Genomic DNA, 13,101 nt, shown 5'->3' with positions numbered 1-13,101 from the left:
TCGTAGGCTCTCGGATGTGACCAGCCCTCCGCCCGTCCCGGAACAGCGCCTGCGCGATCTGGCGCGGCTGCGCCGGGTCCGCGACCGGATCGACCGGGAGTACGCGCAGCCGCTGGACGTCGAGGCGCTGGCACGCGGTGCGCACATGTCGGCCGGGCATCTGAGCCGGGAGTTCCGGGCCGCGTACGGGGAGTCGCCGTACAGCTATCTGATGACGCGGCGCATCGAGCGTGCGATGACGTTGCTGCGCCGCGGCGAACTCAGCGTCACCGAGGTCTGCTTCGAGGTCGGCTGCGCCTCGCTGGGCACCTTCAGTACGCGCTTCACCGAGCTGGTCGGCATGCCGCCGAGCACCTACCGGCGGCTCGCGGCGAGCGCGACGGAGGGGCTGCCGGCGTGCGTGGCGAAACAGGTGACCAGGCCTGTCAGGAATCGAGAAGCGGCGCCGGTGAGCCGCCGCTAGCGTGACGTCCATGGACATCACCATTCACACAAGCTTCCTTCCGCAGGACGACCCGGAGGCCGCGCTGGCCTTCTACCGGGACGCCCTCGGCTTCGAGGTCCGCAGTGACGTCGGACAGGGCACGATGCGGTGGATCACGGTGGGGCCCGTCGGGCAGCCGGATACGTCCATCCTGCTGGCGCCGCCGGCCGCCGACCCTGGGATCACCGATGATGAGCGGCGCGTCATCGCCGAGATGATGGCCAAGGGGACGTACGGCTGGATTCTGCTGGCCACGCGGGATCTCAACGGGACGTTCGAGAAGGTGCAGGGCAGTGATGCGGCGGAGGTTGTTCAGGAACCTGCCGAGCAGCCGTACGGGGTTCGGGACTGTGCGTTTCGCGATCCCGCGGGGAACATGGTCCGCATCCAGGAAGTGAAGTGAGTTGAGCGCTCCACGGTGAGTGCCGCGATTGGTCGTTGCTTGTCTGCGGGGCCGTTGTGGCTGGTCGCGCAGTTCCCCGCGCCCCTATCGGGGCGCTGTTGTACCGTCCCTTGATTTGGAGACACGATGACGCTGCACGCTGCTGACCTTCACGACATGATCCGTGTGCACGGTGCGCGCGAGAACAATCTCAAGGACGTCAGTATTGAGATACCCAAGCGGCGGCTGACGGTGTTCACCGGGGTGTCCGGGTCGGGGAAGAGTTCGCTGGTGTTCGACACGATCGCGGCGGAGTCGCAGCGGCTGATCAATGAGACGTACAGCGCGTTCGTGCAGGGCTTCATGCCGAATCTGGCGCGGCCCGAGGTCGATGTGCTCGATGGGCTGACGACCGTGATCAGCGTGGATCAGCAGCGGATGGGTGCCGATCCGCGGTCCACCGTCGGTACCGCCACCGATGCCAACGCGATGCTGCGGATTCTCTTCAGCCGGCTCGGCAAGCCGCACATCGGGCCGCCCAGCGCGTACTCGTTCAACACCGCCACGGTCAAGGCAGCCGGTGCGATCACCGTGGAGCGGGGCAACAAGACCAAGGCGGAGAAGGCGACGTACCAGCGCACCGGCGGGATGTGCAATCGCTGCGAGGGCCGGGGCAAGGTCTCCGACATCGACCTCACGCAGCTCTACGACGACTCCAAGTCGCTCGCCGAGGGCGCGTTCACCATCCCGGGCTGGAAGTCGGACAGCCAGTGGACGGTGGGGCTCTACGCCCAGTCGGGCCTCCTCGACCCGAACAAGCCGATCCGCAGCTTCACCAAGCAGGAGATGCAGGACTTCCTCTACGGCGAACCGAGGAAGGTGAAGGTCAACGGCATCAACCTCACCTACGAAGGGCTGATCCCCAAGATCCAGAAGTCGTTCCTGTCCAAGGACAAGGAGGCGATGCAGCCGCACATCCGGGCGTTCGTGGAGCGGGCCGTCACCTTCACCACCTGCCCCGAGTGCGACGGCAGCCGGCTCAGCGAGGGTGCCCGAGCGTCGAAGATCGGGAAGATCAGCATCGCGGACGCCTGCGCGATGGAGATCCGTGACCTGGCCGAATGGGTCCGCGGGCTCAAGGAGCCGTCGGTGGCTCCGCTGCTCACCGCGCTGCAGCAGAGCCTCGACTCGTTCGTGGAGATCGGCCTCGGCTATCTCTCGCTGGAGCGGCCCGCGGGCACGCTGTCCGGCGGTGAGGCGCAGCGCGTCAAGATGATCCGCCACCTCGGGTCCTCGCTCACCGATGTCACGTACGTCTTCGACGAGCCCACCACCGGCCTGCACCCCCATGACATCCAGCGGATGAACAACCTGCTGCTCCGGCTGCGGGACAAGGGCAACACCGTGCTCGTCGTGGAGCACAAGCCGGAGGCGATCGCGATCGCCGACCACGTCGTCGACCTCGGCCCCGGCGCCGGTACGGCGGGCGGCACCGTCTGCTACGAGGGCACCCTCGGCGGGCTGCGGGCCTCCGACACCATCACCGGGCGCCATATGGACGACCGGGCCGCGCTGAAGGAGACGGTGCGCACGCCGAAGGGCGCGCTGGAGATCCGCGGCGCGAGGGCGAACAACCTGCGGGGCGTCGACGTCGACATCCCGCTCGGGGTGCTGACCGTCGTCACCGGCGTCGCCGGCTCCGGCAAGAGCTCGCTCGTGCACGGCTCGATCCCCGCCGACGGCGTGGTGGCGGTCGACCAGACGCCGATCCGCGGCTCCCGGCGCAGCAACCCGGCGACGTACACCGGACTGCTCGACCCGATCCGCAAGGCCTTCGCCAAGGCCAACGGCGTGAAGCCGGCGCTGTTCAGCGCCAACTCCGAGGGCGCCTGTCCCACTTGTAACGGCGCCGGCGTCATCTACACCGACCTGGCGATCATGCAGAGCGTCGCCACCCCCTGCGAGGACTGTGAGGGCAAGCGGTTCGACGCGTCGGTCCTCGAGTACCGGCTCGGCGGACGGGACATCAGCGAGGTGCTGGCGATGTCGGTGACCGAGGCCGAGGAGTTCTTCGGCGCCGGCGAGGCACGTACGCCCGCCGCGCACACGATCCTCGACCGGCTCGCCGACGTCGGGCTCGGGTATCTCACCCTCGGCCAGCCGCTCACCACGCTGTCCGGCGGAGAGCGGCAGCGGCTCAAGCTGGCCACGCACATGGGCGACAAGGGCGGCGTCTACGTCCTCGACGAGCCGACGACCGGCCTCCACCTCGCCGACGTCGAGCAGTTGCTAGGCCTCCTCGACCGGCTCGTCGACTCCGGCAAGTCCGTCATCGTCATCGAGCACCACCAGGCGGTCATGGCGCACGCGGACTGGATCATCGACCTCGGACCCGGCGCCGGGCACGACGGTGGCCGAATCGTGTTCGAAGGAACCCCCGCCGATCTCGTCGCGGATCGCTCCACCGTCACAGGTGAGCACCTCGCGGAGTACGTCGGAGGCTGACCGGCGAGCGGCCGGTGCGGAATGGGAAACCCTGGCCGACTTGGCCTGAACCGATCCCTGAACTGAGCGTCAACCACCCCCCTGAGCTGCGGTGATGAGTCTCTCTTCGATAACGTCTGCGTGATCATTCGGTGGAGTGTGGAACGTATTAACAGGAGCCGTGCGTTCCTGGTGGCGTAGCCGAGCGGACGTCTGGCGGAAGCGGATCTACATCCACGGGGGTGGCAGTTCGGCGTGCGCGCAGGTACGCCGGGGAGAGACGACGAAGGGGCCGTGCACCATGGCTGGACTCGCCGAATCCGGGTCGAACCCCGACGTCGACCTGCTTTACGACATCAATGGCCTGGCCAAGGGCGCGCCCCGGTGGTTCGACCGGGGTGTGGAATTCCTCGGTGAGTTCGGGCTGCTGATCGCGATGGTGCTGCTGGTGCTCTGGTGCTGGTGGGCCGTGCGGCGGCGGGGTGGGGAGGACGTGGCGTCTTCTGTCGCCGCGTTGGTGTGGGCGCCGCTCGCCGCCGGGATCGCGGTGCTCGTGAATGTGCCGATACGGGGATTTGTGGAGCGGCGCCGGCCCTTTCTCGACCATCAGGGGCTGGACGTTCTGGTGGGCGGGAAGACCGATTTCTCCTTTGTGAGCGATCACGCGACGATTGCCATGGCCATGGGGGTCGGGCTGTTCGTCGCGAACAGGAAATTCGGTGTTGCGGGGATCTTGCTGGCCTTCGCCGAGGGGTTTTGCCGGGTTCTTATGGGTGTGCACTATCCGACGGACGTGGTGGGTGGATTTGCGCTCGGTACGGCTGTGGTGTTGCTGCTGTCGCCGCTTGCGACGGCTTTGCTGACGCCGGTGATGAAGGCGGCTGAGGGGTCCGGTCGGGGGGCGTGGCTGATCCGGGGGCGAGGGAGAGCCGGGGGGACTGAGCAAGCTGTGATTCCGGGGGCGCGGGCTGAGTCGGCGGACGCTGCTGAGCGGGACCTCGCCGCGTAAGCGCTCCGCCGGTAGGCCGGTGCGTCGCCGTCTGCGGGTGCGTCGTGGCTGGTCGCGCAGTTCCCCGCGCCCCTTTGGGGCGCTCACCAGCCCTGCGATCTACAGCGCCTGTGGGTACGTGAAGAACCTCTTCGGGTCGTACTGCTTCTTCAGCTGCTGGAGGCGGGGCGCCGCATCCCCGTAGTACGCCTTGCGCCAGTTCCTCAGGCTTGCGTCCGTGTAGTTCTGGTAGGCCGCGCCGGAGGCGTACGGCTGCATTGCGGTGTGGGCCGAGGTGAGCCAGGTCTGGGATGCCGTGCCGGAGGTTCCTGCTCGCCAGGAGGCGACGTACTGGGCCAGCATGCGGGAGCGGCGGTGGACGAAGGCTGTGGCGGTGGGGGAGACGCGGTTGACGGCGCCGCCGAGGGCCGTCAGCTGGATGCTGCCGGCGCCTCCTCGGACCGAGGTCAGCTGGGACAGGAGCTGCTGGATGCCGTCCGTGGAGAGTGAGGCGTCGAAGAAGTCTGACTTCGCCGCGTATGTCTCGCGGTTCAGGGCGCCTTCGGAGGAACGGCCGGGGGTGGAGCCGGGGAGGTGGCACTGGGCGTCCGACGCGAAGGACGAGCAGCCTGCGTAGAGCTCCATCGAGGCCTCGTAGGAGCGGCGCTTGAGGGAGACGCTGGTGGCCGGGGAGCCTATTCGGTCGGCCAGTCGGTCCACCGCGTTCTGCAGTTCGCCGTACGTACCGAGGGAGAACGCCGAGACGGAGATGGTCGGTGTGCCGCCCGCCGCGTTGGCCAGGTGCAGGGAGGACCAGATCTCGTCGGGCCGGCTCGGACCCCACTCCTGCCAGGCCCGTACCACCGCCGCCGCCTTCGACCACGGCCAGCTCAGATGCGCCGACACCGCCTGCGGGGCCGGGTGGGTCTTGAACCGCAGCTCCGTCACGACACCGAAGTTGCCGTTGCCCGCGCCGCGCAGCGCCCAGAACAGGTCCTTGTTCTCGGAGGCGTTGGCCGTCAGCTGCTTGCCGTCCGCCGTGATCAGCGTCGCCTGGGTGAGGCTGTCGCAGGTCAGGCCGTACGCCCGGGAGACCACGCCATGGCCGCCGCCCAGGGTGAGGCCCGAGACTCCCACCGTCGGGCACGAGCCCCCGGGGATCGTCACGCCCTTGGCCGTGAGGGAGCGGTAGACGTCGATCAGCTTGGCGCCGGCGCCGACCACGGCCGAACCGCCGCTCGCGCGGACCGAGCTGAGCTTCGACACGTCGACGATCAGCCGGCCGTCGCCGGACGACCAGCCCGCGTACGAGTGGCCGCCGTTGCGGATCGCCACCCGGAGGTCGTGGGCCTGGGCGTAGGCGAGGGCCGTACGGACGTCGTCCGCGTGCGCCACGTACGCCACCGCGACCGGCTTCAAGCTGTCGAAGCGGGTGTTGTAGAGCTGGTGGGCCGCCTTCCACTGCTGCTCGCCGGGGCGGACCAGGGTGCCGTCCAGGCCCTCGGCCAGACCGGACCAGTTCTTGGCGGCGGCGGGCATGGCGCCGGTGGAGGTGGACATGCTCGTGGTGGTGGTGCGGGCCGCGCCCGATGTGCCCCCACCGCTGCACGCACCTGTCGTCAACCCTGCGAGCGCGGCAGCGCCGCCTCCGATGAACGTACGCCGTTCCATGTGCGCCTCCCGTCGGCTTCCGTGGAGCGAGACGGGACCCCGGAGTCACGGGTTCCACAGATCCTGTCCTGTAACAAGAACGCGGTCATGTCACAGGACAGGATGCCGGAGTAAGCCCGACTTGCCGGAATGGCGTCACTACCCGGTTGCGCTACTACCCAGGTGCGTTCGCGTGCCCTTCCGCGTCCGTCCTGGCCTGGCTGCGGGCTCTGCGGGCCGGGCCGCGCCAGCCACAGCTGCAACGAGCTGTGCAGAACTTGCCTTGGTCAACTGTTGTTGTCCGATGTTCCGGGTGTGCCTGACGGGAATGCAGGCCGTCGTGGTGCGCCACGTCCTCCACGGTACCCAGCGCGGGTAAACGGTTTCTCTGCTCGCCGTCCGTCTTCGGCCAGCGTGACGAGGCCACCGACGCGTCGTTATCCGGAACGACAGGGGGCCCGTGACGGACGTAGCGGCTGGGGGTAGGCAGGCGATGGCGGAGCGGCAGCGGCGACAGTGGCGGACAGCGGCGGGGGTCGCGGGACTCATGGTCTGCGCCTGCGCCACAGGGTGTTCCGGCGGTGCCGCCGCGGAGGATGCGCGTGCGGCCGCCGACCCCGTCGAGGCCCTGCACCGGGCCGCCGACCGGCTGGTGGACGCCCGCAGTGCCCAGGCCCGTACGTCCATGGAGATGGCCACCGGCGGGACCCGCGTCACCATCCGGGGAGAAGGGGTATACGACTTCTCCCGGCAGCTCGGGCGGCTGAAGGTGCTGCTTCCGCAGGATCCGGCGGGGAGCCGGGAACACCGGTCGATCACCGAGCTCCTCGCCCCCGGCGCGCTGTACATGAAGAACCGGGGGGCCGGGGTGCCCGCCGACAAATGGGTGCGCGTGGACACCGCCACGCTGTCCGACGGCAACCTCGTCACCGGCGGCGTCACGGACCCGTTCGCCGCCGCCGAGCTGCTGCGTGGGACGCGGACGGCGACGTATGTGGGGGAGACCGAGGTCGCGGGGACCGCCGTACGGCACTACCGGGGGACCGCCGATCTCGCGCAGGCGGCGCGGGAGGCCTCGGAAGGAAACCAGAAAGCGCTCACCGCGGCGGCGAAAGGGTTCGCCAGGGCCACCGTGCCGTTCGATGTCTACCTCGACGAACAGGGGCGCATCCGCAAGATCCGGCACCGGTTCAGCTTCGTCAACGGTCAGCAGCAGAACACCGTCGCGGTCGCCTCGACGACGCTGCTGTACGACTTCGGGGCCCCCGTCGACGTAGAACTGCCGGCGGCCGGGGACATCTACGCCGGGAAGATCGCCGAGGAGTGAGCGGGGGCCTACGGGGAAGCCGTGCGGAAAGGTGCGCGGAAGCATGACGGGCGTCAAGAACTAGCCCTTCCGTGCCATGCGCGTTGTGTAGGCCGCTCCCTACTCTAGGAAGTCGGTGACGGCAGAGAAGAGGTGATGCACGTGGCTCCGGTCGGCGGTACGGCAGTCCAGGACCACGTGGCCCTCGCCGAGATCGAGCTGTGCGGAGACCTGATCATCGCGGCGTCCGCCGCCGAGGACCGGCTCAGCCTTGAGAGCATCGACGAGGTGCTGAAAGTGGCCGAAACACGTGATCGTACGTAAGCGCTCCGCTTGGTGGCGGTTGCTGTCTGTGGCTGGTCGCGCAGTTCCCCGCTTTGGAGCGCGAGGAACATCACGTACGTAGCAGGCGGCCGATCGCTTTCGTTGCTTCCTCCACCTTTGCGTCGATCTCCTCGCCGCCCTTGACGGCGGCGTCGGCGACGCAGTGGCGCAGGTGCTCCTCCAGGAGCTGCAGGGCGAAGGACTGCAGGGCCTTGGTGGAGGCGGACACCTGCGTGAGTATGTCGATGCAGTAGACGTCCTCGTCGACCATGCGCTGCAGGCCACGGATCTGGCCCTCGATCCGGCGCAGGCGCTTGAGGTGCTCGTCCTTCTGCTTGTGGTAGCCGTGGATCCCGCGGTCGTGGTCGGTGACCACGGCCGGGGTGGCCTCGGAGGGCACTCCCGCGCCGGCCTCGGTGGTCGTCATCGCGTCCTCCAGACACATATACCCCTACTGGGTATATCGTACCGAACTTTGCTGGGTATAGGGCTGTTGGCCAATGCCACAGGCAGAAGCCAGGACCGAAGCCTTGTTACGCCCCTGTGTGGATCAGTCTGCGCGATGGGCGACACTGGGGGACGGCCCGTTAGCCATGGCCGGATGATGTGCCTAGCATCAGCCTGTCCGAAACCGAAGCATCCCGAGGACCCCACGTGCGCTTTCGTCTGACCCCCAGGGAGACGAGCTTCTATGACATGTTTGCCGCGTCCGCGGACAACATCGTCACGGGCTCGAAACTCCTGATGGAATTGCTCGGGGCGGACACCGCCGGCCGGGCCGAGATCGCAGAGCGTATGCGGGCCGCGGAACATGCGGGTGACGATGCCACACACGCGATCTTCCACCAGCTGAACTCCTCGTTCATCACGCCGTTCGACCGTGAGGACATCTACAAACTCGCTTCGTGCCTCGACGACATCATGGACTTCATGGAGGAGGCCGTCGACCTCGTCGTCCTCTACAACGTGGAGGAACTCCCCAAGGGCGTCGAGCAGCAGATCGAGGTGCTGGCGCGGGCGGCCGAGCTGACGGCCGAGGCGATGCCGAGTCTGCGGACGATGGACAACCTCACCGAGTACTGGATCGAGGTCAACCGGCTGGAGAACCAGGCCGACCAGATCCACAGAAAGCTTCTTGCTCATCTCTTCAACGGCAAGTACGACGCGATCGAGGTGCTGAAGCTCAAGCAGATCGTGGATGTGCTGGAAGAGGCGGCGGACGCGTTCGAGCATGTGGCCAACACGGTGGAGACCATCGCCGTCAAGGAGTCCTGAGCCCACGCCATGGACACCTTCGCGCTGGTCGTGACCATCCTGGTCGCGCTCTTCTTCACCTACACCAACGGCTTCCACGATTCGGCCAACGCCATCGCCACGTCGGTGTCGACGCGTGCGCTGACTCCCAAGGCCGCGCTGGTGATGGCGGCCGTGATGAATCTCGCCGGGGCCTTTCTGGGCAGCGGGGTCGCCAAGACGGTCAGTGAAGGGCTGATTCAGACACCCGAGGGGTCCAAGGGGATGGGGATCCTCTTCGCCGCGCTCATCGGGGCGATCACCTGGAATCTGGTCACCTGGTACTACGGGCTGCCCTCGTCGTCCTCGCATGCGTTGTTCGGTGGCATGGTGGGGGCCGCGCTGGCGGGTGGGACCACCGTCTACTGGGACGGGGTGCTGGAGAAGATCGTCATTCCGATGTTCGTGTCGCCGGTGGTGGGGCTGGTCGTCGGATATCTGGCCATGACGGCGATCATGTGGATCTTCCGGCGGGCGAATCCGCACAAGGCCAAGCGGGGGTTCCGGATAGCGCAGACGGTGTCCGCGGCGGGGATGGCTCTGGGGCACGGTCTGCAGGATGCGCAGAAGACCATGGGCATTGTGGTGATGGCGCTGGTCATCGCCGATGTCGAGGACTACGGCGATCCGATTCCGGTGTGGGTGAAGATCGTGTGCGCCGTGATGCTGTCGCTCGGTACGTATGCCGGGGGGTGGCGGATCATGCGGACGCTGGGGCGGAAGATCATTGAGCTGGATCCGCCGCAGGGGTTTGCCGCGGAGACGACCGGGGCGTCGATCATGTTCACTACGGCGTTTTTGTTCCGGGCGCCGATTTCCACGACGCATGTGATCACTTCGGCGATCATGGGGGTTGGGGCGACGAAGCGGGTGAACGCCGTGCGGTGGGGTGTTGCCAAGAACATTGTGCTGGGGTGGTTCATCACCATGCCGGCGGCTGCGGTGGTGGCTGCGGGGGCGTATGGGGTTGTGAACCTGGCGTTTCTGTAGGGGGTCCGTGGGTGGGGGTTGCTGCGGGGGTGGGGTGCGCAGCCCGGCGCTTGCGGGGTGCCGCCTGCGCCCACCCGTGCCGCCCTGGGCGGCACGAATGCCCGCAGCTGGGGCGGCGGTACGAATGCCCCGCAGGCTACGCAGTAGTGCAACGACGACGGACCCGCCCCCCGGGAGCCAGGGGGCGGGTCCTTATCGGCCTCGCGGTGGCACCGCCATGCAGCACCGCGAGGGGTCTGTCAGCCGAAGCGGCCGGAGATGTAGTCCTCGGTGGCCTGGACCGACGGGTTGGAGAAGATGCGCTCCGTGTCGTCGATCTCGATGAGCTTGCCGGGCTGGCCGACGGCGGCGAGGTTGAAGAAGGCGGTGCGGTCGGAGACGCGGGCCGCCTGCTGCATGTTGTGCGTCACGATGACGATCGTGAAGCGTTCCTTCAGCTCGCCGATCAGGTCCTCGATGGCGAGGGTGGAGATGGGGTCGAGGGCCGAGCAGGGCTCGTCCATCAGCAGCACGTTCGGTTCCACCGCGATCGCGCGCGCGATGCAGAGGCGCTGCTGCTGTCCACCCGACAGGCCCGAACCCGGCTTGTTCAGGCGGTCCTTGACCTCGTTCCAGAGGTTCGCGCCCTTGAGGGACTTCTCGACGACGTCATCCAGCGCGGACTTCTTGTACGAGCCGTTGAGCCTCAGGCCGGCCGCCACGTTGTCGTACACCGACATCGTGGGGAACGGGTTGGGACGCTGGAAGACCATGCCGATCTCACGCCGCACGGACACCGGGTCGACCCCGCTGCCGTACAGGTTCTCGTCGTCGAGCATGACCTTGCCCTCGACCCGGCCGCCCGGTGTCACCTCGTGCATGCGGTTGAGCGTGCGCAGGAACGTGGACTTGCCGCAGCCGGAGGGGCCGATGAAGGCGGTCACGGAACGGGGCTCGACGGTCATCGAGATGTCTTCGATGGCGCGGAAGGAGCCGTAATAGGCGTTGAGCCCGCTTACGTCAATTCGCTTGGCCATGGGTATCACTGCTTCTTTCGGGAAATCTGAGATCGGTCGCTGTATGGCCGCGTCAGCGACCGGTCTTCGGCGCCTTCCAGCGGGCGATGCCGCGGGCCGCCAGGTTCAGGATCATCACGAAGGCGATCAGCGTGAGGGCCGCGGCCCAGGCACGGTTGACTCCCGCATCCGAGCCGGCACTCAGCGTGTACTGCTGGTAGATGTACAGCGGCAGCGACGCCTGCGGACCCTCGAACGGGTTGTTGTTGATGAACGGGTTGCCGAACACCACCAGCAGCACGGGCGCGGTCTCGCCGACGATACGGGCCACCGCCAGCATGATGCCGGTGGTGATACCGCCGAGCGCGGTCGGCAGGACCACCTTCAAGATGGTGCGCCACTTCGGGATGCCCAGCGCCAGGGACGCCTCGCGCAGCTCGTTCGGGACGAGCTTGAGCATCTCCTCGGTCGAGCGGACCACGATCGGCAGCATGAGGATCGTCAGCGCGAGGGCGCCGGCGAAGCCGGAGAAGTCCAGCTCGAAGGCGAGCAGGATGCTGAGGATGAACAGACCGGCGACGATCGACGGGATACCGGTCATCACGTCGACGAAGAAGGTGACGGCCCGGGCGAGGTTGCCGCGCCCGTATTCCACCAGGTAGATCGCGGTGAGCACACCCACCGGCACGGCGATCAGGGTGGCGATGCCGACCTGCTCCAGGGTGCCGATGATGGCGGCGTAGACACCGCCGCCCGGCTCGGAGTTGCCGACGACGCCCATCGAGTGGGTCAGGAAGTATCCGTCGAGGACCTTCACACCGCGCTCGATGGTCGACCAGATCAGGGACGCGAGCGGTACCACGGCGGCCAGGAAGGCGACCCAGACCAGCGAGGTCGCGATGCGGTCCTTGGCCTGACGGCTGTTCTCGACGCGCGCGGCGATGACGTACGTACCGAGGACGTAGAGGATCGCGGCGATCAGACCCCACTGGACCTTGCTGTCGATCCCGGCGGCCAGGCTGAGGCCGATGGAGACGGCGAGGGAGCCTGCGGCGATCGCCCACGGGGCCCACTTGGGCAGTTGGCCGCCCTGCAGGGAGCCGGGGCGCTTGTCGCTGACGGTTGCGGTGCTCATGCGTTGGCCCCCGAGTACTCCTTGCGGCGGGCGATGATCATGCGGGCCGCGCCATTGACCAGCAGGGTGATGACGAACAGGACCAGACCGGAGGCGATCAGCGCGTCACGGCCGAACTCGTCCGCCTCGGGGAACTTGGCGGCGATGTTCTGGGCGAAGGTGCCGCCGCCCGGGTCGAGCAGGCTGCCGTGGATCAGGAAGTCCGGGGAGAGGACGATGGCGACGGCCATGGTCTCGCCGAGTGCGCGGCCGAGGCCGAGCATCGAGGCGGAGATCACGCCGGACCGGCCGAACGGCAGGACGGCCATACGGACGACCTCCCAGCGCGTGGCGCCGAGCGCCAGGGCGGCCTCCTCGTGCATCTGCGGGACCTGGTTGAAGACCTCACGGCTGACGTTCGTGATGATCGGCAGGATCATGATCGCGAGCAGGATGCCGACGGTGAGCATCGAGCGCGGGGCGCCTTCTTCCCAGGAGAAGATGCCGGTCCAGCCGAAGTAGTCGTTCAGCCAGCCGAAGAGGCCGTTCATCTGCGGTACGAGGACCATGACGCCCCACAGGCCGTACACGATGGACGGTACGGCGGCGAGCAAGTCGATCACGTAGGCGATCGGGCCGCCCAGCCTGCGCGGGGCGTAGTGGGTGATGAAGAGTGCGATCGCGACGGCGATCGGGACCGCGATGGCCATGGCGATGATCGAGGAGACGACCGTGCCGTAGGCCAGGACCGCGATGCCGAAGACCGGCGGCTGCGTTCCCGTGTTCCACTCGAAGGTCGTGAGGAAGTTGCCCTCGTTCTTGCTGATGGCGATGGCGGCACGCCAGGTGAGGAAGACCGCGATCGCGGTCATGATCGCCAGCAGGAAGATGCCCGACCCCCGGGCGAGACCGAGGAAGACCCGGTCTCCGGGGCGGGTGGCGCCGCGGGCGGCACGCTTGCGTTCGGCCTCGGTCGGCTGGGGCGTGGGGGGAGGTGTGTCTTGTGTGGCTATGTCCATCGGGTTCTCCGGTCTGCGGAGCCACACTCGGCGTACGGCTCCATGGCGGCGGTGCACCGGACGGTGCGGCCC

The 13,101-nt window shown here is 67.7% G+C and carries 13 protein-coding genes; 8 read left to right on the top strand and 5 right to left on the bottom strand.

The features are described 5' to 3' along the window. The first annotated feature begins 16 nt into the window (after positions 1-16). From QQY66_RS22405 to QQY66_RS22390, 4 genes are all read left to right on the top strand, one after another. Positions 17-463: a helix-turn-helix transcriptional regulator gene (locus QQY66_RS22405; RefSeq protein ID WP_301982129.1), complete on the top strand. Its 447-nt coding sequence runs from the start codon at positions 17-19 to the stop codon at positions 461-463. A 10-nt stretch (positions 464-473) separates the two neighbouring features. Further along, complete coding sequence (locus tag QQY66_RS22400) at positions 474-887, top strand: VOC family protein (RefSeq protein ID WP_301982128.1); 414 nt, start codon at positions 474-476, stop codon at positions 885-887. 126 nt (positions 888-1,013) lie between these two features. Beyond that, the gene (locus tag QQY66_RS22395) at positions 1,014-3,371 is read left to right on the top strand and encodes an excinuclease ABC subunit UvrA (RefSeq protein ID WP_301982127.1); all 2,358 of its coding nucleotides are present in this window, start codon (positions 1,014-1,016) and stop codon (positions 3,369-3,371) included. A 280-nt stretch (positions 3,372-3,651) separates the two neighbouring features. Continuing rightward, complete coding sequence (locus QQY66_RS22390; RefSeq protein ID WP_301982126.1) at positions 3,652-4,359, top strand: phosphatase PAP2 family protein; 708 nt, start codon at positions 3,652-3,654, stop codon at positions 4,357-4,359. A 99-nt stretch (positions 4,360-4,458) separates the two neighbouring features. Here the strand turns inward: QQY66_RS22390 and QQY66_RS22385 are convergent, their stop codons facing one another. After that, positions 4,459-6,009: an FAD-binding oxidoreductase gene (locus tag QQY66_RS22385; RefSeq protein ID WP_301982124.1), complete on the bottom strand. Its 1,551-nt coding sequence runs from the start codon at positions 6,007-6,009 to the stop codon at positions 4,459-4,461. Positions 6,010-6,481: 472 nt separating this feature from the next. On the opposite strand from QQY66_RS22385, the gene QQY66_RS22380 reads away from it, so the two are divergent. Continuing rightward, positions 6,482-7,315, top strand: coding sequence for a hypothetical protein (locus QQY66_RS22380; protein WP_301982123.1), 834 nt, complete (start codon positions 6,482-6,484; stop codon positions 7,313-7,315). A 135-nt stretch (positions 7,316-7,450) separates the two neighbouring features. Continuing rightward, a complete protein-coding gene (locus tag QQY66_RS22375; RefSeq protein ID WP_301982122.1) occupies positions 7,451-7,618 on the top strand; it encodes a hypothetical protein in 168 nt (55 codons plus the stop codon). Between the two features lie 70 nt (positions 7,619-7,688). Here the strand turns inward: QQY66_RS22375 and QQY66_RS22370 are convergent, their stop codons facing one another. Beyond that, entirely contained in the window at positions 7,689-8,045 is a 357-nt protein-coding gene (locus QQY66_RS22370; protein ID WP_301982121.1) for a metal-sensitive transcriptional regulator, read from the bottom strand. Positions 8,046-8,272: 227 nt separating this feature from the next. Here QQY66_RS22370 and QQY66_RS22365 point away from each other — a divergent pair, with 227 nt between their 5' ends. Both QQY66_RS22365 and QQY66_RS22360 read left to right on the top strand, forming a co-directional pair. Then, a complete protein-coding gene (locus QQY66_RS22365; RefSeq protein ID WP_210582535.1) occupies positions 8,273-8,893 on the top strand; it encodes a DUF47 domain-containing protein in 621 nt (206 codons plus the stop codon). A gap of 9 nt (positions 8,894-8,902) precedes the next feature. Then, positions 8,903-9,901: an inorganic phosphate transporter gene (locus tag QQY66_RS22360; RefSeq protein WP_301982120.1), complete on the top strand. Its 999-nt coding sequence runs from the start codon at positions 8,903-8,905 to the stop codon at positions 9,899-9,901. Between the two features lie 239 nt (positions 9,902-10,140). Here QQY66_RS22360 and pstB read toward each other — a convergent pair whose 3' ends face one another. From pstB to pstC, 3 genes are read right to left on the bottom strand one after another with little or no spacing between them, the layout of a single operon-like run. Beyond that, on the bottom strand, positions 10,141-10,917 hold the full coding sequence (pstB, locus tag QQY66_RS22355) for a phosphate ABC transporter ATP-binding protein PstB (protein WP_301982119.1): 777 nt from the start codon (positions 10,915-10,917) through the stop codon (positions 10,141-10,143). A gap of 52 nt (positions 10,918-10,969) precedes the next feature. Next, positions 10,970-12,031, bottom strand: a complete 1,062-nt coding sequence (gene pstA / locus QQY66_RS22350; protein WP_301982118.1) for a phosphate ABC transporter permease PstA — start codon at positions 12,029-12,031, stop codon at positions 10,970-10,972. Further along, complete coding sequence (gene pstC, locus QQY66_RS22345; RefSeq protein WP_301982117.1) at positions 12,028-13,029, bottom strand: phosphate ABC transporter permease subunit PstC; 1,002 nt, start codon at positions 13,027-13,029, stop codon at positions 12,028-12,030. The genes pstA and pstC overlap by 4 nt, the downstream gene beginning before the upstream one ends. Between the last annotated feature and the right edge of the window lie 72 nt (positions 13,030-13,101).

It is taken from the genome of Streptomyces sp. DG2A-72 (genome assembly GCF_030499575.1).
GTDB lineage: Bacteria > Actinomycetota > Actinomycetes > Streptomycetales > Streptomycetaceae > Streptomyces.
Note: the sequence above shows the minus strand (reverse complement) of the source record. Positions and strands in the feature narration are given on the sequence as shown.